General features: G+C 29.0%; 21 protein-coding genes. 16 read left to right on the forward strand and 5 right to left on the reverse strand.

Features of this window, described 5'->3' with window-relative positions:
- Positions 1-64 precede the first annotated feature (64 nt).
- Entirely contained in the window at positions 65-751 is a 687-nt protein-coding gene (locus RSC72_RS12905; RefSeq protein WP_332578531.1) for a Tn3 family transposase, read from the forward strand.
- Between the two features lie 9 nt (positions 752-760).
- Here RSC72_RS12905 and RSC72_RS12910 read toward each other — a convergent pair whose 3' ends face one another.
- Complete coding sequence (locus RSC72_RS12910) at positions 761-1,465, reverse strand: IS3 family transposase (protein WP_332578560.1); 705 nt, start codon at positions 1,463-1,465, stop codon at positions 761-763.
- 20 nt (positions 1,466-1,485) lie between these two features.
- Positions 1,486-1,752 (reverse strand): transposase, encoded by a 267-nt coding sequence (locus RSC72_RS12915; protein WP_114998212.1) that lies wholly within the window; start codon positions 1,750-1,752, stop codon positions 1,486-1,488.
- A gap of 589 nt (positions 1,753-2,341) precedes the next feature.
- Here RSC72_RS12915 and RSC72_RS12920 point away from each other — a divergent pair.
- The 5 genes from RSC72_RS12920 (at position 2,342) to RSC72_RS12940 (ending at position 7,529) form a co-directional block, all read left to right on the forward strand.
- Positions 2,342-3,556 (forward strand): NAD(P)/FAD-dependent oxidoreductase, encoded by a 1,215-nt coding sequence (locus tag RSC72_RS12920; RefSeq protein WP_332578532.1) that lies wholly within the window; start codon positions 2,342-2,344, stop codon positions 3,554-3,556.
- Positions 3,557-3,634: 78 nt separating this feature from the next.
- Positions 3,635-4,021 (forward strand): DoxX family protein, encoded by a 387-nt coding sequence (locus RSC72_RS12925; protein WP_332578533.1) that lies wholly within the window; start codon positions 3,635-3,637, stop codon positions 4,019-4,021.
- A gap of 459 nt (positions 4,022-4,480) precedes the next feature.
- Complete coding sequence (locus RSC72_RS12930; protein ID WP_180906456.1) at positions 4,481-4,780, forward strand: hypothetical protein; 300 nt, start codon at positions 4,481-4,483, stop codon at positions 4,778-4,780.
- A gap of 82 nt (positions 4,781-4,862) precedes the next feature.
- Positions 4,863-5,315, forward strand: coding sequence for a copper resistance protein CopD (locus RSC72_RS12935; RefSeq protein WP_332578534.1), 453 nt, complete (start codon positions 4,863-4,865; stop codon positions 5,313-5,315).
- A 429-nt stretch (positions 5,316-5,744) separates the two neighbouring features.
- Positions 5,745-7,529, forward strand: a complete 1,785-nt coding sequence (locus RSC72_RS12940; RefSeq protein ID WP_332578535.1) for a metallophosphoesterase family protein — start codon at positions 5,745-5,747, stop codon at positions 7,527-7,529.
- Between the two features lie 143 nt (positions 7,530-7,672).
- On the opposite strand, the gene RSC72_RS12945 is transcribed toward RSC72_RS12940, so the two are convergent.
- Positions 7,673-8,746 (reverse strand): phosphatidylinositol-specific phospholipase C1-like protein, encoded by a 1,074-nt coding sequence (locus RSC72_RS12945; protein ID WP_291073751.1) that lies wholly within the window; start codon positions 8,744-8,746, stop codon positions 7,673-7,675.
- 295 nt (positions 8,747-9,041) lie between these two features.
- On the opposite strand from RSC72_RS12945, the gene RSC72_RS12950 reads away from it, so the two are divergent.
- A complete protein-coding gene (locus RSC72_RS12950) occupies positions 9,042-12,095 on the forward strand; it encodes a SusC/RagA family TonB-linked outer membrane protein (RefSeq protein ID WP_332578536.1) in 3,054 nt (1,017 codons plus the stop codon).
- 17 nt (positions 12,096-12,112) lie between these two features.
- Entirely contained in the window at positions 12,113-13,876 is a 1,764-nt protein-coding gene (locus tag RSC72_RS12955) for a RagB/SusD family nutrient uptake outer membrane protein (RefSeq protein ID WP_332578537.1), read from the forward strand.
- Between the two features lie 323 nt (positions 13,877-14,199).
- Here the strand turns inward: RSC72_RS12955 and RSC72_RS12960 are convergent, their stop codons facing one another.
- Together RSC72_RS12960 and RSC72_RS12965 are read right to left on the reverse strand one after the other, a co-directional pair.
- Positions 14,200-14,376: a monothiol bacilliredoxin BrxC family protein gene (locus RSC72_RS12960; protein WP_332578561.1), complete on the reverse strand. Its 177-nt coding sequence runs from the start codon at positions 14,374-14,376 to the stop codon at positions 14,200-14,202.
- Positions 14,377-14,399: 23 nt separating this feature from the next.
- Positions 14,400-15,311: an IS481 family transposase gene (locus tag RSC72_RS12965; protein ID WP_332578538.1), complete on the reverse strand. Its 912-nt coding sequence runs from the start codon at positions 15,309-15,311 to the stop codon at positions 14,400-14,402.
- Between the two features lie 98 nt (positions 15,312-15,409).
- Between RSC72_RS12965 and RSC72_RS12970 the strand changes: the two genes are divergently transcribed.
- From RSC72_RS12970 to RSC72_RS13005, 8 genes are all read left to right on the forward strand, one after another.
- The gene (locus RSC72_RS12970) at positions 15,410-15,826 is read left to right on the forward strand and encodes a hypothetical protein (protein WP_332578539.1); all 417 of its coding nucleotides are present in this window, start codon (positions 15,410-15,412) and stop codon (positions 15,824-15,826) included.
- The gene (locus RSC72_RS12975) at positions 15,827-16,414 is read left to right on the forward strand and encodes an SOS response-associated peptidase family protein (protein WP_332578540.1); all 588 of its coding nucleotides are present in this window, start codon (positions 15,827-15,829) and stop codon (positions 16,412-16,414) included.
- A gap of 9 nt (positions 16,415-16,423) precedes the next feature.
- On the forward strand, positions 16,424-16,903 hold the full coding sequence (locus tag RSC72_RS12980; RefSeq protein ID WP_332578541.1) for a hypothetical protein: 480 nt from the start codon (positions 16,424-16,426) through the stop codon (positions 16,901-16,903).
- Between the two features lie 379 nt (positions 16,904-17,282).
- Positions 17,283-18,236: a zincin-like metallopeptidase domain-containing protein gene (locus RSC72_RS12985; protein WP_332578542.1), complete on the forward strand. Its 954-nt coding sequence runs from the start codon at positions 17,283-17,285 to the stop codon at positions 18,234-18,236.
- Between the two features lie 128 nt (positions 18,237-18,364).
- The gene (locus RSC72_RS12990; RefSeq protein ID WP_332578543.1) at positions 18,365-18,832 is read left to right on the forward strand and encodes a thermonuclease family protein; all 468 of its coding nucleotides are present in this window, start codon (positions 18,365-18,367) and stop codon (positions 18,830-18,832) included.
- A 321-nt stretch (positions 18,833-19,153) separates the two neighbouring features.
- Complete coding sequence (locus RSC72_RS12995) at positions 19,154-20,404, forward strand: Y-family DNA polymerase (RefSeq protein ID WP_332578544.1); 1,251 nt, start codon at positions 19,154-19,156, stop codon at positions 20,402-20,404.
- Complete coding sequence (locus RSC72_RS13000) at positions 20,404-20,865, forward strand: LexA family protein (protein WP_332578545.1); 462 nt, start codon at positions 20,404-20,406, stop codon at positions 20,863-20,865. Before RSC72_RS12995 ends, RSC72_RS13000 begins: the two co-directional genes overlap by 1 nt.
- Before the next feature lie 522 nt (positions 20,866-21,387).
- Positions 21,388-22,581 carry a hypothetical protein gene (locus RSC72_RS13005; protein WP_332578546.1) on the forward strand — a complete coding sequence of 398 codons (1,194 nt, stop codon included), beginning with the start codon at positions 21,388-21,390 and terminating at the stop codon, positions 22,579-22,581.
- Positions 22,582-22,809: the final 228 nt, after the last annotated feature.

Genomic DNA, 22,809 nt, shown 5'->3' on the forward strand with positions numbered 1-22,809 from the left:
CAATTTTTAAAATATGTAGCTTAACTTATACTGGAAAATTTAGGGGGATATCCAATGTAATTCGTTGGGGATTTTATTCGCTCCAAGAATTAAAAACTATAATGACCAGCTATTATATACTTTTAAGGAGGTTCCAAGAAACATATATGAAAATAAAGGCTACAAAATTCTTCCATCAAAGAGTATGTATATTGATGAATCAATGATATCAGATCAATGGGAAAATATTCTAAGGTTATTATGTTCAATTAAATTGGGAGAAACAAAAGCTTCTATTATTTTAAAGAGATTAAGTTCATATGCAAAACAACATCCTCTTCACAAAGCAATAAAAGAAATAGGACGAATTCATAAAACTATTTTTTTATTAAGATATTTCGATGAGACCCATCTACGACAAAATATTGAAAAGCAATTAAATAAAATTGAACTTTCACACTTATTTGCTAAAGCTGTCTTTTTTGGAAATAATCAGGAGTTTAAATATGAAACTAAAGAAGAACAAGAAATTGTAGTAGCATGTAGGCATTTGATCCAAAATGCAATCATCTTGTGGAATTACCTTTTTATATCAAATAAATTATCTGAAATTGAAGAGGAAGATGAAGTACAGAAAAACATAGAATTAATGAAAAGCAGTTCAATAATGACTTGGCAGCACGTTAATATGCATGGAGAGTATGATTTTATAATTGACCTAGATATACCACCTTTTGACATGATTAAAATTAATTCACTAAAAATCAATTAAATATAAAACCTAGTGGACATCTTGCCCCATTTTTGGTTTGAAGCCAACGTTTAAAAATTCTGTTCGAAAAGTTCTGTTAAATCTTTCTACTAATGAGTTTTGAGTTGGTTTTCCTGGTTGAATATATTGTAGAACAATCTGATTTGATAGACACCAAATTTTTAATTTTTCTGCAATAAATTCTGGTCCATTATCTACTCTTATTTTATCAGGTTTTCCTCGCCATTCTACAAGTTGCTTTAGCTGTGAAATGACCTTTGATGAAGGTAAACTTGTGTCAATTGTAATGGTTAAAATTTCTCTATTAAAGTCATCTATAATATTCAAACTTCTTACTTTTTTACCAGACTCTAAGGTGTCGTGCATAAAATCCATACTCCAAGTTACATTTGGGTAAATTGGTCGCAATAAAGGCTCTTTTACTCTTGCTGGAAGACGTTTTTTACGTTTACTTCTAAGATTTAATTTCAGAGAGGTATAGATTCTGTAAACTCGTTTATGATTCCATCCAAATCCACGATTTCTCAGCCTGTGATACATCATCCAAAATCCCCATGTGTAGTGCTGTTCTGAAAGCAAAACTAATTCTTCCCTAATTTTATCATCCTCATTATTGGGTTTCTTTTTATAAAAATAAACCGAACTGGAAATGAGGAAAACTTTACACGCCTTACGAGTACTCATTGCGTATTGTGAGCTGCAATAAGTGACCAGTTCTCGTTTCTCAGAAGGCGTTAAAGCTTTTTTGAAATCACATCTTTCATCACAACATTTTCTAGCGTTAGTTCTGCTACAATCTTTTTGTACTGAGAGAGTTCTTTCTCCATTTCCTTCATTTTAGTGAGGTGTTGAACGTCCAACCCACCATATTTACTCTTCCAATTATAAAAAGTAGGTTGACTAATTCCATGATCACGACAAATTTCATTGACCGTTTTTCCAAAATTTTGTTCAGATAAGATCTTGATAATCTGAACTTCCGAATATTTACTGTTCTTCATAGTTTTATAAATTTATAAACTATAATTATAAATGACACTAATTTTGGGGAAGCTTACAACCTGTGCACAACTTCGATTTTAGGCACAAAAAATAATATAAATAGTAACCTCTTTAAAAAGGATTTTAAGGAGGTTTTTTTTTGAACTGTGCAACAACTGATTTAGTTGAAGGTGGTTGAAGGGAGAATTGAACTTCTACTCTATTTAATTCACCAAAAGCTTTTTGCTTTTGTTTTTTAATTAATTTAACAATCTAAAAAAGTTCCTTGCTCCTTTCTAAATTCATGAACTTTGGTTCTTCGAGTTCTCGTACTTCGTAAAACTTAGCTCAGTTAAAAGCATGTAAAAAAAATTACTAACTGATCCATTTTATTACCTAATCTATATAATGTATGGTATAATCTTTTATATTTAATTTTCGCCATAATAAATAATTTTTTGTAATTGTATTGATTATTTCACTGTAAGCATCAAGCCATTAATCAGAATTTTAAAGATTTTATATGATTATTTATTCGGATAAACAATTGATAAATAAATTATTGGCTCGATTTTAGTGTATGTTTTTTAAACCACACAACTAAATAATATGGATTTACATTCTGGATTACCTTTTTGGATTGTTAAAAACGAATTTTTCGACTTATATCATCCTCTTCGCAAAAATTATAAAATAGATGTTGCCATCATAGGATCTGGAATTACAGGAGCTTTAGTTGCGCACGAATTATGTGAAGCAGGTATAGAATGTGCTCTTATCGATAAACGAACAATTTCTACAGGAAGTTCTGCAGCAAGTACTGCTCAATTGCAATACGAAATTGATACCCCATTAAGTAAATTAATAAATATTGTTCCCGAAAAAATTGCTATTGATGCTTATTTCAATTGCTTGGAATCTATTACAGATATAGAAAATATATTCAAAAAAACTAATATTGATGCTGATTTTACTCGTGTTCCTACAGTTTTATTAGCGAGTAATCAGCACGGTGTAAAATTGTTAGACGAAGAATATGCAATAAGAACAGAAGTCGGTTTGCCTGTGAAGTATTTAGATGCTAAGCAATTGAAAACTTACCAAAATATTGATGGAATTGCAGCATTGCAAAATGATACTTCTGCTCAGATGGATGCATATAAAGGCGCTATCAATTTATTAAAGTATCATCAAGAAAAACATCAATTACAGATTTTCACCCATACAAAAGTGGAAAAAATAAACGAAAATAAAAACAATTGCGAACTATTGACGGAGCATGGACATACTATTTCGTGCAAGTATGTAATTGTTGCAACTGGTTTTGAAGCAGGTCAATTTCTACCTAAAAAAGTAATGAATTTATTATCTACTTACGCGATTTGTTCGGCTCCCATTGATGAAAAAATGGTTTGGCCAAATCGTAGCTTAATATGGGAGACAGCAGAACCATATCTTTATATGCGAACAACAAAAGATAATCGATTGATCGTTGGTGGTGAAGATGAAGATTTTCAAAATCCTGATAAAAGAGATGATTTACTTCGAACAAAAATCAAAACTCTTGAACGTAAATTTAGTCGATTATATCCAGAAATTGAATTCAATACCGAAATGGCTTGGTGCGGAACTTTTAGCTCCACAAATGATGGTTTACCTTATATGGGACCATGGAAAAAAGGTGATCGAACATTATTTGCATTAGGTTATGGAGGAAATGGAATTACATTTTCGATGGTTGCAGCTCAAGTTTTAAAAAATATCATTCTTAACCAAAAAGATAGTCGCTTAGAAACCTTTGGTTTTGATCGACCAACTAAATAATCAAAAAGTAAATTTTATAACTACAATCAGAAAGAATATCTAATCTAATTGAATGGTAAATATTAAATAAATATAATTATGAAAAAGAAAACGAAACAAAATATAGCTCGTTATAGCCTAGGTGCTTTTTTAGTGGTAGCGGGTATTACCCATTTAACAATTGCGAGAAAAGAGTTTAAAGCTCAAGTTCCTAATTGGGTGCCCTTAGATAAAGATGATACTGTGGTATATTCAGGAATTTCCGAAATTGCTTTAGGAAGCGCTGTTATTTTAGCTCCAAAAGAAAAAAAAGAGTTTGTTGGAAAAATAACAGCTGTTTTTTTCACTGCTGTATTTCCTGGAAATTGGGCTCAATATAAAAATCATAGAAATGGATTTGGTCTAGATACGGATCAAAAGCGTTTAGCAAGATTATTTTTACAACCATTATTCATGTTTTGGGCAATCAAATCAACTCAAAAATGACCATCATTCGAAATTTAAACCCTCAAGAGTTATTAGTTAGATGGATTAAAATTGAAGTAATATAACACTTATGTTTTTTTCCTTCTTTTCCTTCTTCTCCATCATGTCATAAAACCTGTTACTCGTAGAAAAGCACAAATTAAGCTTACAAAAAAAAACGAATATTTTGTAGGTAATCTAAAATTGATCAGACATCTATATCATAGTTTGCTCTAACAACTTTTTCTCCAAAGTTTTTATCCTTTGGATCATGCGTATATATCAATTCTCCTGAATTTTTATCAAAAATTAAACTACTACTGCTGATAACATAAAAATAAAGAGAATAACACGAAACAACCTCTTTAGAAGCAATCTATAATGATTAATCATTAATGAATATAAATAAGAAAATATACATAGAATTGAGTAGAATATTTGATGGATTTGAAATAAATTTAGATGATAAAATAATTCACGATGGATAAATTGTCATGTTTAAATAGCATTCATGCGAATGATAAGGGTGTCAGTGCGGTAAGTATTTTCAAAGGAGAATCGAGTAATGTAACATCAATTCAATTATTGGAAAATAATATTTTAAAAGAGCATACCACAAAAATAGCTGCTCTGCTTTTATGTGTTACTGGAAAAGTGGTGTATTCTGATGAAAATGACCAAACAATAGAGTTAAGCTCTAGTGATTATATAACTATCGAACCTAATGTTATACATAAGTTAGAGGCTTTAGAAAATAGTCAATTGATTTTAGTGAAATAAGGTCATAGGAAAGAACACGATGATGTTGTAAATAACAAACTCGTATAAAATCTTAAATCCAAATACTGTTAACTTAACAAATATGCACGAATTACATTTATTATTAATCTTTCATTTAATAGGCGCTACAATATGGGTAGGTGGTCATATTATATTAAGTTTAGTTATTTTACCGCAAGTATGGAAAGAAAAATCAGTAGAAAAGTTATTTTCTTTTGAAAGTAAATACGAACGTATTGGACTGCCTGCTTTATTAATCATGGTCATTACAGGAGTAAGAATGTCCTATATTTATACCATCAAAATCAGTGATTGGTTTCATTTCGAAAATCCGATCGAACGTGTTGTCTCGCAAAAACTCATAGGCCTTGCTATGATTGTCTTATTGGCTATAAGCGCTCAGTTTTATGTGCTTCCTCGTCTAAAATCAGATTATTCAAAACTTCCTCTGATGACATTTCATATCATAGCCGTAACAACTATTAGTATACTGATGTTAATTTTAGGTAGTTTTGTACGATATGGTGGGATTTAATTAAATTATTGGTAAATAGAATCTCAATCTGTTGTTATTTTGAGGTATAGAGTAATATCAAAATGCTTCTTTAAACACAATAGAAAAATAGGTTTTCTATTTTTTTTCTAAAGATTGAATAATTCAGTAAACTGAAAATCTACTTCTATATTAAAAGATTTATCTCTTCTTTTTTCATATCAGTTCTATGTATATCTGTGGTAGTAATTCTTTTCTGTCATTCTGAACACGGGCACTGAATCTCTCAACGTGCAGAATTACATCCTCAAAACTTATTACTTAGAACTTAAATCATTTTCAGAAATAAATTTTGTCATTTTGACTTTAACATTAAAACTTATTTCTAAAAACTCAAATTAACTTATCGTTATAAATTTCATTTCAAATAAAACGAATTTAATATTACGTTAGTTTTGCTGTTTTACACACATGAAAAAACAAATTTTATTTATCTTAATTCTTCTCTTTTCTATATTGAATGCACAACAAAAAGAAGTTAAAGTAGCCTTTCTTTCTGATGTTCATTTTCAAGATTTGTATGGCAACTTTTCGGATAATGATTTTAAAGGAATTATCAATCCGAAAACAGGAAAAGCAACGATCTTGAGAACGATGGAATCTCAATTGCACTCGACAAGGATTTTTAATGAAAACTATTTTGCATTTATTGTAGCACTAGATGATATTGTATCAAAAAATATAAAAATTGTAGCAATGCCAGGCGATTTTTCAGATGATGGGCAAGCATATAATCTCAGAGGTTTACATAAAATTTTGGAAGAGTATAAATGCAAATATAACATGAAATTTTACTTAACAACAGGTAATCATGATCCCGTAGGTCCATTCAGGAAAGATGCAGGAAAAGATGACTTTATGGGAGAAAATGGAAAACCATTTGGAATTTATAGTAAAGAAATGATAGGAGAAAAACCTTCAAGAATTTATACAAAAGACATTGCTGAGTCGGGATATTTAGAAATTTTAAACGAATTGAAAGATTTTGGATTTTATCCGCAAAAAGATGATTTATTTTGGAGTACACCATTTAATAAAAATCTAATTTCCTCTTATTCTTTTGATGATGCCTTAATAACAGCTGACTATACTAAAAGGATGTATGAAGTCGAAAAAGGATTTTCGGTTCCTGACCTAAGTTATGTTGTCGAACCGATAAAAGACGTTTGGCTATTGGCCATTGATGGTAATACCTATATTCCAAAGAATTTAAACGAAAATTCATCTAATCCTTCTAATTATAAAGGTGCAAGTATTGGTTATAACAATGTTTTGACAAACAAAAAACACTTGATAGAATGGGTAAAAAATATTACTGCTGAAGCAAAAAGAAAAAGCAAAACACTAATTGCTTTTACACACTACCCTATGATTGATTTTAATGATGGTGCATCTTCAGAAATAGAAAAATTATTGGGAGATCAAAAATGGCAATTGGAACGTGTTCCACAAGAAGAGGTTGCAAAAGTTTTCTCAGAAGCAGGAATTAAAATTCATTTTGCTGGTCATATGCATATTAATGATACAGGAAGTAGAAAAACAGAAAACAATTTTTTAGTAAATATTCAAGTACCTTCTTTAGCAGCTTACATTCCGGCTTATAAAATTTTGACAATAAAATCAGCTGATAAGATGGAAATTGAAACACAAATCTTAGATGATGTACCTCGTTTTAATGAATTATTTCCATTATATGAAAAAGAGTTTTTAGCTTTACAAAAAGACAGCAATAAATTAAATTGGAACAAAGATATTTTGAAAACTAAATCGTACAGAGAATTAATGCTTTTTCATCTAAAAGAATTAGTTCGTTTACGAATGATTCCGAATGATTGGCCGAATGATTTTATAGAAAAAGGACAAAACTTGAATGGAGAAGATTTGCTACTTTTAGGTTACAAAGGAATAAATAGAAAAATAATTCAGTCTAAAAATTATAAAAAATGGACATTTGACGATTTAATTCTTGATCTCTATAAATTTCAGTCGGCAGATGAATTGGCGAAAAGAGATATTCCGAAAGAGCGATTGGAACAATATAAAGTGCTGGAAGAATTATTTGCAGAGAATCAATCGAAAGATCAATTTATCTTACAATTGAAAATGTTGTTTAAAATACTTTCACATTTATCGAATGGTGAACCTTCAAATCATTTTGAAATTGATTTTAAAGAAAAAAGAATCAAAAATATATAAGCAATAAAAGCTCATTCAACGAACGAAAAACAGTGATAAGGTTGTGTTTTAAATTACGATTTTAGATTAACGAATAATCCTTGTCAAAATTTTGAAACTTGACAAGGATTTTATTTCAATACATCTTATATAAAAAAGATCATTTACTTTCCTACAACAGGATTTTTTCTTTCGTAAGTATTATCATCGAAACTAATTTTGAAATTAGATTTGAATAATTTACTTGGTTGATAATAATCTGTTGTGATGATTTGAGCACCACTTTTTTTCGCATTTTCAAAACGAGAATAGTCTTCACTTCTAGCTTCCATCGTATCAGCATCTGCTCTTGTGCGGACAATGTAACCTTGTTTTACTAAATTTTTAATTTCATCTGTTTTCTCAGGGTCATTTCTAAATACTATAGCAGATTCTGCTGTTCCTGGAGTTGAATTTGTAAAAATCATTCTGTTTTTTAAAGAAGGATGTCCTTTTGCATATAAATCTCGGTTTGCTCCATTATTATCTAATACAAAAATAAATTTCCCTTTCACATCTTTTACTTTAGGCCAATTTCCTTTGGTAATGGCTTCGTTTAAAGTTTTGTAAGAACCCCTTATATCATCTGGAGTGATGATTTTATTTTTTCCTAAATATTTTCTCAATTCATTATCCAAATCATCAAATAATTTTTCTGTGTAATGTTCAGGCTCTGTTTTAAATTCATTTTCTTTGCCATCTTTTGGCTCTAATGTAATAAATACAGGTGTATGATTAGGATTTGCATCAGACCACTTTTTTAAATCTTTTAAACAATCTTCAAGTGTATAATACCATGTCATATAATCGATATCAGTTATATGGATCATTTTATAACCTGGTTTATTCATTTTTTTGTCAGGATCGAAAGGCTGAGTTGTTTTTACAAAATCTAAAATTTTAGGATGCGCATATTTTCCTCCTTTACTATCTGCGTAAACATCAATTTCTAGATTTCGTAAACCTAAATCTAATTGTTGAGGAATTGGAATATGTTCGTACTGAATTCTTGGTAAAAAATTCATAGAATCTCTTTCTGATAAATAGTTATAAACCTCTGGTAATATAGCTTTCTTATAAGAGTTATGCGAACCAATAACTTGAATTTCATTGATTTTTAAATCTTCTAAAGTTTGTGTTTGCGCCAAAGAAAAACTAAAAGGAAGTAAGTATAAACTAAATAAAATGGTCTTTTTCATTGCTCTAATTTTTATAAGAACCGAAATTACATTGTTTATTCTCAAACAATTTTTAGTTATTGTTAAGTCTGTTTTATAGTATTGTAAATTTTCTGTTTGATTTTCAGGAATGTAATCGATTATTTTACCTTATGGTAATGTTTTGATGATTTTAAATTAAAGTGTTTTTAAAGAGTAGAGGCTTACTTTGTATTCCGAAAAACAAATCAACAGCTAGCTTAACAAAAACCACTGCTGCGACAACAACAGTGGAATCTAAGTTAAGCATCGTAAATGTGATACTTTACTTAATAATATGTACCATAAAATTAAACATTTTAAACTGAAAAAACTAATTCCTTTGGCATTTGTTTTCTTGTATTGTAACAAGGCGGAAGCAAAGGTTTTAAACGACAATTCTAATTTCGGAATACAAGCAGCAGATGCTACTGTAAAAGGAATTGTACAAGACGAGAACGGATTTGCTGTTTCGGGCGCAAAAGTTATTATCGTAGAAACTGGAAAAGAAGTAATAACAGATGAGAACGGTTTATTTTCTATTGAGGCAGAGGTTGGACAAACTTTAACTGTACAATTAGAAGGATTTACCATTCAGAAAGTTGTAATTGATTCGGCAGAAATGACAATCCATATTTCGAGTGAAACAAGTATTTCTGATGAACATGCTTTACAAGAAGTAACGTTGGTTGGATATGGTACTCAGAAAAAATCTGATCTAACAGGATCTGTAAGTCAATTAAAATCTGAACAATTTAAAGAAGGAATGAACATTTCTGTGGATAACTTAATCCAAGGAAAAGTAGCTGGTGTTCGTGTTGTGCAAACAAGTGGAGAACCAGGCGCTGGAATGAATGTTTCTATTCGTGGAGTTGGATCTATTCGAAGTGGTAGTACACCTTTATTTGTTGTAGATGGTGTGCCGTTAAGCAATGAAAATGTAAGTTCTGGTGGACCCAATGTTGGTTTAGGAAGTTCAAGCGCAAAAAATCCATTAAACTTTCTAAACACAAGTGATATAGAATCGATAACTGTTCTTAAAGATGCTTCTGCCTCAGCAATCTATGGAGCAAGAGGTTCTAATGGTGTTGTTTTAATTACAACGAAACAAGGAAAAAAAGGTGATGCACTTTTTACGTATGATACTTACTTCGGTGTTTCGAATGTGATTAAAAAATTAGACTTGATGAATGCTGATGAGTATAGAAACGCCGTAGATCCTTCTTACGATCATGGTGGAAATACAGATTGGCAAGATGTATTGTTTCGTTCAGCAACTTCTCAAAATCATGCCTTTTCATTTTCTAAGAAAACGAATACAGGAAGCTACTATGCATCAATTTCTCATATGGATCAAGATGGAATTATTGAAACAAGTAATTTCAGAAGAACTACAGCTCGTTTAAATGCAGAAGAATCTTTCTTAGACGATCAACGTTTAAAAGTTAAATTCAATTTAACAGCTAGTGATATTAGAGAAACCGGTTTACCAAATGGTTCAAATGCTGGTTCAGATGGACAGTTGGTTATTCATGCCTTAATGGCTAATCCTACACGTTCTGTTTTTGATAAAAATGGTGATTACACAAATTTCAACATGAACGCTCATTACAACCCAATGTATTTATTGAGTAAGTATAATGATCATACAAATACATTTAGAGTTTTAGGAAATGTTGAAGCTACTTTACGTATTCTTCCTGGATTAAATTATAAATTAAATTACGGTATTGACAGATCAACTTCGGAACGTAATACAACGATGTATCCAAACATTACTGATAGAACGCCGAGAGGAATGTACACGCAAAGTAATTTAGAATCGTTGAGTACTTTAGTTGAGCATTATTTAACTTTTGACAAAACATTCAACAGACATAATATCAATTTATTAGCAGGTTTTTCTTACCAAAAATTTAAATTTTCAGGAACTTATTTTGGCTTGACTAATATTGCAGAACAAGGAAGTGGTGTTGCACCAGAGAATAATCCTGGTTATTCTGGAACTGCATTTATTCCAAGTCCTGGTTACGCACAAGAAAATGAATTACAGTCTTACTTTGGACGTGTAAATTATAACTACGATAGTCGCTATTTATTTACAGCATCTTTACGCGCGGATGGTTCTACTCGTTTTGGAAAAAATAATAAATATGGCTATTTCCCATCTTTAGCAGTTGCTTGGGCCATTAATAAAGAAGAATTTTTAAGAGGTTCTTCTGTTGTAAATGAATTAAAATTAAGAGCAAGTTGGGGACAGACAGGTAACCAAGAAGTTCAGAATAAATTAACGCAAGCGAGTTCATCATTATCTTCTTCTGCGGGATATTGGTTATATAATCAAAATGATTTGATTAACGGAGTAATGGTAAACAGAACTGCAAACCCTGATTTGAAATGGGAGGTTGTTGAACAAACAAATTTTGGAGTTGATTTTAGTTTATTCAACAGTAAATTATATGGGTCGTTAGAATACTATAATAAAACAACTTTAGATCCGATTTTAAATATTCCTTCTGGGCCATTAAGTCCAACGAGTACTATTTGGCAAAATGTAGATGGAAAAATAGAAAATAAAGGATTTGAATTGACTTTAGGTTCTCAAATTATCGATCAAAAGGATTTTACGTGGTCATTAGACGTAAATGCAGCAACATTATCAAATAAAGTAAAAGACTTACCAGTTTCCGAAATATATTCAGGAGCAATTTCTGGTCCAGGAATGTCAGGTGTTTATGCCAATGTTTATAAAAATGGATACCAAGCAGGATCATTTTATATGCTAAAATATTTAGGAATTGACGAGCAAGGTAAATACATATATGAAGATACTGATGGTAATGGTTCAGTAGGAACTGAAGATAGACAAATTTTCGAAGGTCCACTTCCAAAAGTAACATACGGGCTTAATAGTTATATGCGTTATAAAAGGTTTGATTTTGCATTCTCTTTTATTGGTCAAGCAGGAGGATATTTAGTCAATAATACTAATCTCAATTTAAATATTAACAATTTAGCATCAGACCGTAACTTGTTAAGAGATTTTTACACTTCTGGAGCAAGTGCTGAAAATTTACCGCAATTATCATCACTTTATTTAGAGAAGTCAGATTTCTTACGTTTAAATAATGTTCGTTTAGGATATAATTTTGGAGTTGAGCAATTAAAATGGGTAAAAAGTTTAAACTTATATGTAAGCGCTCAAAACTTATGGACAATCACAAATTACAGTGGATATGATCCATTGATTGACACATCAAAAGCTGTATCAGGAAATCAATCATTAGGAATTGATTATGCAACTTACCCATCTGCGAAAACATTTATGGTTGGAGCAACTTTAAAATTTTAATACCAGAATTTATTATCATGAAATTAAAAACAATAAAAATATCTTATCTATTTTTCGCATTACTTTCTGTGAGCATTTTAAGTTGTACAGATTTAGAAGAGCAAGTAGTTGATGAAAGATTAGGATCAGAATCACCAAGTCCAGAAAACGCAATTGCCGCAGCCTATGGACAATTAGGAGACGGAACTTTCGTAGATCACGGAAATGTTTTCGGTTTACAAGAATACTCTACTGATGAAGCAATTTTACCTACACGAGGAAGTGACTGGGGAGATGGTGGAAAATGGAGAGCATTATCTGAGTTTACTTGGGACGCTTCAAATCCTCAAATAAAATCAGCTTGGGATAATTTAAATTTCGGAATAACAAAATCTTTAACAGCAATACAAGCAATAGAGAAAAGTAGTGTTACTAACAAACAATTATTTTTAGCTGAAGCAAAAGGTTTATTAGCATTTTATACTTATCATACATTAGACTTATACGGACAAGCTCCATATAGAGATCCAATGGATGTAAATGCAGAAATTGTGGTAAGAAAAGCAGATGTAGCCATTGATGAATTAATTACAGAAGTAGAAGGTATCATACCAAATTTAGCAAATATTGGAGAGCAATCTACACATATGGGAAGATTCACTAAACAAGCAGCTTATGCTTTATTAGCTGATATGTACATGAACAGAGCTGTTTTAAAAAATAGATACTCCAACACTTTCGATTTTAATGAGAGTGCTGTTAGTGGTGGTGTTTCTGATATGGATAAAGTAATTGAATATTCTTCAAATATAATCAATTCAGGACGTTTTAAGTTAGAATCTAATTTCTTCCGTAATTTTGATATTAGTAATGATGACGGTACAGAATTAATATTTGCGGTAGTACAAAAAGCAACTGCAAATAGTTTAAGAAACAGTTCAAACAGTTTTGCATATATGCCTGTTGAACGTGCACAAAAACCTTCTCCAGATAATAGAGGAACTAATGCTACAGGAACGACACCAGAGTTTTACCACAGTTGGGATGGAAATCATGAAGACCCTCGTTTTCACAGACATTACCAATATGAAGATGGAACTTGGTTTATGAATGATGGAACTGATGTTAGTGTTCCTGCTACAAGTTTAGTAGAAGGTACGGGAAAACCTTGGTTTCATTTTAATAGAGGTATTCAAGCAGGTGTTCAATATGGTCCAACTATTTTAGCGAATGGATCTTTTGAGATGGTAAATGGACGTATAAAAGTAAATCAACTAAAAATGGAAAAAAACACCAATTTACTTGTTAATTTTACTCCAGAATATAACTTTGATAATCCTTTACAAGCTGTACTTTCTCAAAATCAAATTAACAGAGGAGCGCGTGTATTTAAATATGAGTTTGATCCTAGTTTTGGAAACAATGGAAATGGTAGTGTAAATATTTCTTTGTTTCGTTTAGGTGGAATTTATACATTGCGAGCTGAAGCTTATTTCCGTAAAGGAAATACAAGTGCAGCATTAGCAGATATTAATATTCTAAGAACTAGTAGAACGAGAGAAGCTTTATTTGGTAATGCGCCAGGTATTGCAATCACTTCTCTTGATGAGACTACTTTAGTAAAAGAAATTGCTTTCGAAACATATTGGGAATTAGTAAGAAGAAAACAATTAATTCGTTTCGGAAAATTTGAAGAAGCAAGGACTGCAAAATCAGTAACTGCTCCTACAAGAAGAATTTACCCGATTCCACAAGCAACAATTGATGCTTCGAATGTATTTACACAAAATAAAGGGTATTAAAAAATTTACTTTATTTAGACATTGTACCATAAACTATGTAAGTATAAAATTCTACTTGGATTAACCAAGTAGAATTTTTTTATACATTTTAATAATAATGCAGTTATAGACATAAAATTATCATTTTCCACAGACGATGCTGTGAGATAAGCAAATAAAAAAAATGGATAATGCTAGTAAGAAACTAGGCTATGATTATTGACCATTTTTTAATCTTATATCAAAAAAAGTTAGAAGATATTCAGAATTAAGTCCTAAAAGGGAATTATACTTTCGGTTAAAAATGGAAATTTTTAAATATAAAGAAGGTTATTCTTAAAATACTACAAATTAACCAGTTGATCTAGTTGCTTTTGAATTTCTTCATTTTTTATTTTACGATGTGATGCATTATACACACACTTTCCGTCTTTTATTATTAAAATTTGTGGTGATTCGTGCTGAACATTGTAACGACGCTCAATCTCATTAGATATTGGTCTATACATGTCGTACTTCATCACCTGGTAGACTTTAAATATAATTATTTTAGTTTAGATTTTAGTATTTCATAGGGTGTTTTTCCTTTAAATGAACCATGAGGTCTATTGAAATTATAAAAGTTTTCCCATTGCTCTAATTTTTGATTTAAATCCACATCATCTGTGTAATTTAAAAGCTGGTAAAATTCTTTTTTATCTGTTAAATGAGATCGTTCAACTTTCCCATTCAACTGAGGTGTACCTACCTTTATAAATCGGTGTATCATACCTAAATCTTGAATATGCCAATGAAATTTTGATTGAAATTCATGTCCGTTATCTGTTTGAATTGTATTAATTCTGAAGGGAAATTTTTCTACAACATAATTTATGAAATCAATAGAGCTTAATTGATTATGTTTTTCATAGATTTTAAGTGCTCTAATTCGAGTAGCATCATCAATCGCTGTATATTGAAATCGCTTGATTTTATTACCATTTACATCATGGAAAATTAGAAATTTAACATCAACTTGTACATGATGACCAGGCGTTTCTTTTTCATATCTTATACTATGCATAGCTCTTCTAGTTACTTTTCTGTCTAACCTAGTAACATTATTACGCTTTAGAATACGATAAACACTTGATTCTGATATCTGAATATCATGATAACGTTCTAAATACCACTTAATTCGCCAAGTCCCTAATTTATACTCTTTTCGAAGCTCTAGTACATTATTTACAATCTCTTGCTTAATTTGGTTAGGAAAAGTACGAGGAATTGGTTTTTTTCTAAGTAAACCTTCTTCTCCATGTTCTTCATACGCTTTTTTCCATTTGTAAAACGTACTTTTTTTAACGCCATAAAATTTATAAGCTATAGCATTATTTCCATATTCTTTAGCATATTTTAAAACTTGTATTTTTTTAATATAAGTTAAATAATTTTGGATTTCTTTGGTCTTTTTCATGATCATAAGTCTATATTAGTTTTTTACTAATTTAGTCTACGAAGATGTGACGTATCCACACTATTTAGAGTTTGAATAAAATTTAATTTTATAAAATAATGTTTGATTATCCTTTTATTACAATTGAAGGTGTAAGTTTGTTAGATCAGGAACATTTAGATAATATCAAAATGGTTTCTTTGAATCTTCAGGAATTTAATAATAGATTTTCTACTAATATTCATTTAATCTATTTTGTAGAAGATTATATATTTTATTCGATTGAACCATCTGATTTGAGTGAATTTTTTATTAATTCTTTACCAGATCTTTTATTTATGCTACATAATCCCTTTAATCAAGATATCGATGATTGGGTTGAGTTTATTCAATGGAAGAAAAATGAGTATGAGGGTTATAATAATGCGCAAAGAGATATTTTTAATAAATGGTATTTTGAATTTGCTCCAATAGGGATTACTACTAAAGAGATCGAAGAGTTTATAAAAGAAGAATTGATTAATATTATTGTTTAAATGTGTTATCATATAAAAATTAGTAAGTCTAAAAATGAAATAGAATCTAAATTAGATTTGAGTATTTCAAATTTATCAAATTTCCAAAATGCAGAAGCTTTTAATGGTTTTGATAAACCTTTAACTCCTGTAATTTCTAATAAAAATTTAACAGAATTAGAAATGTTCAAATGGGGATTTGATGATGATATTCTGCGTCTTAATACTAGATCAGAAACGATGAATAGTAAATACCCTTTTAAAGATTTCATTTTAAATAGATGTTTAATCATTGTTGATGGATTTTATGAATGGAAACATCTAGGAAAATTCAAAAATGAAAAATACGAATTAGGTTTTAATAATGAAATTTTCACATTAGCTGCTATATATAAACTGAATAAAAAAAATATCTATGAATATTCTATTTTAACAACTTGTGCTAAAGGTATTATGTATGATATTCATAATTCTAAACCAGATGATAGAAGAATGCCTATTGCATTTAAATCTCACGAAAAAATGTATAATTATTTGAATTCTGGTACTCTCGATTATGATTCTGATTTTTCTTATTCAAACTTATCTTCCCAATTGTCACTTTTTTAAATTTTTACTATGAAACATATTTTTATTAAACAGGTATTAAAAGATAATGTAATTATTAAAAAAGAAATGTATAATAAAGAGGGTATACTTCTTAATATTGAAAATCATCTTGTTGGACTTAGTAACGAGGAGGAGAAAAATAATTTTTATAAGTATTTTTTTGATAGAGAAGATACTTTTTTTCAAAGTCTAAATAACGAGTTTTATTCAGCAATAATTTATTATAATGAGGAATCTTGGGAGTATAATAATGATGATCTAATTTCACGTTGTGAATCTAAACTTTATGGAAAATTGAATATTGATTATGATGATCTAAAGTGTCCTATTTCTATTTATAATGATAGCAATTCATATGTATTAAGGTTCAGATATGATGATTTTAGAAATCTTATTTATTACAATGAGAATGATGAACATATTTACAAAATTCAATATGTATTTTATGAAGATATCTATGATTTATTAGATGTTCAAATGATTTTTTAAGCATTATATAAATTATTTTTTGGAAATCCTTCGGACAGGCTTTTCGTTAAATCTTTCAACTATAATTCGACAAAATTTATCAATATATTTCGTCTGATAAACAGCCATATATATTGATATTTTGTTTAGAATTCTATTTAAAAGGATATCACTTCAATCCTTATTTCTTTTGTTTTTCAATCTAACTAGGTTTAAGTATACAACGTCAATATTTTTATAATAATTTAAGCAAAGGGAGAATAGTTTTTATATCAATAAATCTTATTGTTTTTTTAATGAAAATAGATTTAAAATATTGAAAAACAAATGATTAGCCTTGTTTTTTTTATTCATTTTTTGTATCTTTAAGTATAATTAAAAACCAAAAAATAATTATCGTATGAAAACAAATGTAATCAACACAGCTAAAAAATCGGATGATTTTTTTATTGAGTCAATTATCGAAATGCTTGATTCAACTGATCTGCAACAATGGCAAAATTTTGCAAAGGATTTAAAAGTATTTAATCCTTATAATCCATTTACTAACAAAGGATCATATTATCAAGGTATTAATAAATTTTTCTTAACCCTTGTTTCTATTTTTAAAGGGTATACAAATCCTAATTTTGCTACATTTAATCAAATTCAAAGTGTTGGAGGAAAACTTAAAAAAGGTTCAAAACATATAAAAATTGATTTTTTTGGTCATTCTATTAAACACAAAGAAACAGGAAAACGAATTGATTTAGATTTATTTAAGTTACTTTCTATAGAAGAACAAAATCAATATAATTATTATACGTTTTTAGATCCGAAACGTGTCTTTAATTTTCAAGATATAGCAAATTTAGAGGATCTAGATTTATCTAAATTTAGATTAGAAGATAATCAGATTAGTTTGACAATTGATTATTCTCCAATTGATGAAATCGAATTATTTATTAATTCATTAGAAATTCAAAAAGGATTGAATTTAAGAAGGTTTCCTACTGTTAAAGCTCTTTACAATCCTTTATTAGATTATGTCCAGATACCTACACACGAAATTTTTATCTCACAACGTGAATATTATTCTACAACTTTTCATGAATTTGTTCATTGGACTGGTCATCCTAATCGTTTAAATCGTTTTGATACTAAAAGATTTGAGAGCGAAGAATATGCACAAGAAGAACTTGTAGCAGAATTGGGTGCATTATTATTATGCATGGATTTTAATATTTTTGATACTTTTTCAAATTCTGTAGCATACTTAAAAGGTTGGTTGAATACCAATGATAAAGCTTCTCAAGCAAAAAAATTAAGATCTGCTTTAAGTTTATCTAAAAAAGCTGTTAAGTTTCTTATCTAATTCATTTATTTATAGAACCTCTATTTTCAGAGGTTCTATTTTCAATTCGTAATATGCAGGAAAAATTGTCAAGGTTTTTGAAACAAAAACACTCGCCATTTTTTCGGCTCATAAAACCTGTTATTTTTATGAAAAATTTTATTCTTATTATTTTCTCCCTTTGGTCTATTTTTTCTTTTGCACAACTTAAATCATATAAAGTTGTTGGGATTATAGATGGAGATACTATTGAAGTCTTAGATCTAGCTTCAAATAATAATATTCGTGTTCGATTGGCGGAAATTGATTGTCCTGAGAAAGGTCAAAACTTTGGAACTAAAGCCAAAAATTACACTAGTTCTCAAGTATATAATAAACTCGTTAAAATCAATATTATTGATACAGATCGTTATGGCAGATCAATTGCAAAAGTTTATTATAGTAATAAATACTTATCTGAAGAACTTGTTAAAAATGGTTTAGCAATTGTTTATAGAAAGTATTCTTCAAATCAAAAATTATTAGATTTTCAGTTCAATGCAAAAGTTAAAAAATTAGGAATTTGGTCTGATTCGTCTTTTATTGAACCTGAAAATTTTAGAAAAAGTAAAAAATAGTTTTTAAACTTTCATTTTACTAGAACATTCAATTAGTAATAATTGGTTTTATATTGGAGACTTTTGTCTCTATTTTTTATTATGTTAATGTTTCTTTGGATCACATAATATATGAATTCAATTACTTTGATTTCTGTTTGATACTCTGGATAAATTAAACAAATTATATCTACGATTAAGGATTCTAATAGTCTTCTGATTATATATTTCATTTGATATTGTTTGTTCTATATATCAGAATGATAAATTTATTGACTATTGACTTTTTATGTTTCGGCGACACCCTATAGCGTTTATTTTTACGAAATTTGTATAATGTTTATGCTTGTAGATTGTAATAATTTTTATGCGAGTTGTCATCGTGTATTTGACCCTTCTCTTACAGAGGTTCCAATTGTTGTTTTATCTAATAATGATGGATGTGTTGTTGCTCGTTCAAATCAAGCAAAAGATTTAGGTATTCCTATGGGTGCAGCTGCATTTAAATACAATGATTTATTTATTAAAAATAAAGTACAAGTATTCTCTTCAAATTATCAGTTGTATGCAGATTTAAGTAATCGAGTTGCAACTATTTTATCTGAATTTTCTCCTGATATTGAAATTTATTCAATTGATGAATGCTTTTTAAAACTTAATGGTTTTGATCGGTTTAATCTTGTTGAATATGGACAAAAATTAAAAGATAAAATTTGGCAGTATACTCATATTCCTGTTTGTGTTGGAATTGCACCAACAAAAGCTTTAGCTAAAGTAGCGAATAGGATTGCTAAAAAATTTCCTAATCATCATAATGGTGTTTTTAAAATTGAAACTGAAGATCAAATTTTTAAAGCTTTAAAATGGTTAGATATTGATGATGTTTGGGGCATTGGTAGACAAATTTCAAAACGTCTTCGATTAATAGGAGTCAATAAAGCCTTTGATTTTGTTCAACTTTCAGATGAATTTATTCGATCAAATTTATCTATTGTGGAACTTAGATTAAAAAAAGAATTGTTGGGTATTTCTGTTTTGGATCTTGGAGAAATTCAAACTAAAAAGAGTATTGCTACTACTCGTAGTTTTGAGATTACGACAGCTAGTTTTGACTATCTGAAGGAAAGAGTTTCTACTTTTGCTGTTTCTTCTGCTGAAAAGCTTAGAAAGCAGCATTCTAATTGTAATCTAGTTACTGTTTTTGTTCAAACGAATTTTTTTAAAAAGGATTTTCCTCAATATTCAAGATCCATAACCTTAAAAATTCCATTTGAAACTCAATCAAGTATTATTATATCTAAATATGCTACTTTAGCTTTAAATCAAATTTTTAAAGAGGGATATCAATATAAAAGAGCCGGTGTAATTGTTTCTGGTATTTTACCTGAATCGCAGAAACAATTTAGCTTATTTGATTTCGAAAACCCAAAGCATATTGCTTTAATGCGTTCAATGGATTCAATTAATAGTAAGTTTGGTTCTGCTACTTCAAAATTGGCTTCACAGGATTTAAAAAGAACTTGGAAGATGAAACAAGAACGTTTATCTCCTTGTTATACAACAAAATGGAATGATCTATTAAAAGTTGATTAATGATGAAATTTGATAAGAATATAAAATTAGATGATGATCTTTCTTTTATTCCTTTTCAGTTTGATGGAGAAAATTATTATGTTCAGGCTTTTGGTAATGTTAGTGCAGGTTTCCCCTCTCCTGCTGAAGATTTTGTAGGTGACAGAATTAGTTTAGATGAACGTTATCTTTCTCATCCTGAATCTACTTTTATTTTAGAGGTTGGTGGTTTATCAATGTGTCCATATTATCAACTTCATGATAAATTAATTGTTAGATCTGACTTAAGAGCGAATCATAATGATGATATTATTGTTTCAGTCAATAATGAAAAGTATACATTTAAACGGTATGATAAACACAATCGTAAGTTAGTTTCATTGAATCCAGATTATGAAAAATCAATTCAACTTTCAGATACTGATCATGTTATGATATTAGGTGTAGTTTCTTCTATGTTTAGAGATATTCGCCTTTATTAGTTTGATTTTATCGGATAAAAACTTGTCACAATTTTTAATAAAAATTTCGCCAAGTTTTAGAGTGATTTATTAATTAGATATCAACTGTTTAGTAATTCAAGATACGTTCCGTTTCACTCCACAACTCTTGAATCACACACAAACGATATCTAATTAGGATGAAAATTATAAATCAAATTATCACATATTGGAATCAAAATGTGATAATTCCATTTATTAATTTTCATTATAAAATTTAGTAAAGCTGTCATGATTTTTGATTCAAAAATCCCGCCAGCTTTGCTAAATGTTTATATTCATTTTTTCAAAGGGAAATGAATTATATCTCTTTATAATCAGTTTGTTATTTTTTATTTCTACTGCAATATTTATCAATATTCTATGTGCCTTATTAATATGGTTTTTGTATTTTTGAGAAACATTAAAAAATATACAATATTGATTTAAGTACTTCAAAATAACCAAAAAATAATTATCGTATGAAACAAATTAATTTTAAAATTCTTATTAATAGGAATATTAATGAAAGAAAATGCCTTACAGTCAAATCAAATGATACCTGTTATGTTACCGTATAATCCGACTGTTAGATTGGATAAAAATTTACCTTTCCATTATCTAACTTTTAAAGAGCAATACTCTAGTGATGATACAGGTTTATTTGTTTTACTTTTATCTTATTTTGCTAAAGAAAAACAGAATAATCTTTTCGGATTTGGAACTCTTGATCCGATTAAGTTTTGTGAAGAATTAGATTTAGATCCAAGTAATTTTGCTTGGAGAAAACATGATAACCCTAAACATATTCGAGATTTAAAGAATAATCCTGATATTGATGTTGATTCTTTGAATAGTAATCAAATTTTTGAAACTATATTAGAAAATGCTTTATATTGTTTAAGTACCGACGTTTTCACATTTTCAAATAATCAAAGTTATAAAAGAAAAAAGGAAATCTATAAAAGTGTCACATCAATTACTTCAATTCAATTTTTAAAGAAAATTGAAAAGGTGACTATTAAGGGAAGAACAAGACCAAAAGTAGTTTATAATTACGAATTAAATTCTGATTATATAGATAATATTTCCTTTCTTTTTTTTCATGCAAATATTAAAACATTATCAAACTCAATGGGGAAATCTTTGCAAGGAATGTATCTCTATTTATGTGATCTTAAAAATCAAATGTTTTTCCAAAAAACAAGAGCAGTAGAATTAGATTTTACTGAAGTAAAAAATAGACTTAATATTAATAGTGATAGATCTGATTATGTCAAACAAAAAATAATCAAAGCTTTTGCAACTTTATTATCCTATAATGATCTAAAAGATATATTTACCATAGAATGGTTTAAAAAACCAAATCAAAAATATTTTTATGGTATTAAGTTAATTTACAACGGTGATCTTTCTGATAATATTATCGAAGAATCGAAAACTATTATTTGGGAAGGTGTAAGACTAGATTATTTAAGAAATGCATTATATGAAGCTTATTTAAGAAGATATCCAAGTATTAGAACTATGCCTAAGCCAGAATTGAAAGAAAATTATATTTTGTGGTTAAAGAATTCTAATCTAGATGAAGATACAAAAAAAACGGTTTATATTGATTGCTGTGTAATTTTTGATAAGGCAAATAGATACGAAAAACCAGGAGAAAGGTATCAGATTTTTTTAAATGAATTACCACAATACTATTCTAAGTTTATTTAACTTTTATGAAAACCATTTATTTTTTTAGATGGTTTTCATGTTTTGTAAAGATACCTGTAAACTTGTGCGAGTAGAACAAGATACCTGTAAACTTGTGCGAGTAGAACAAAAAGATACCTGTAAACTTGTGCGAGTAGAGCAAAAGATACCTGTAAACTTGTGCGAGTAGAGCAAAAAGATACCTGTAAACTTGTGCGAGTAGAGCAAAAGATACCTGTAAACTTGTGC

Source organism: Algoriella sp. (assembly GCF_036647415.1).
In the GTDB taxonomy this organism is placed as follows: Bacteria; Bacteroidota; Bacteroidia; order Flavobacteriales; family Weeksellaceae; genus Empedobacter.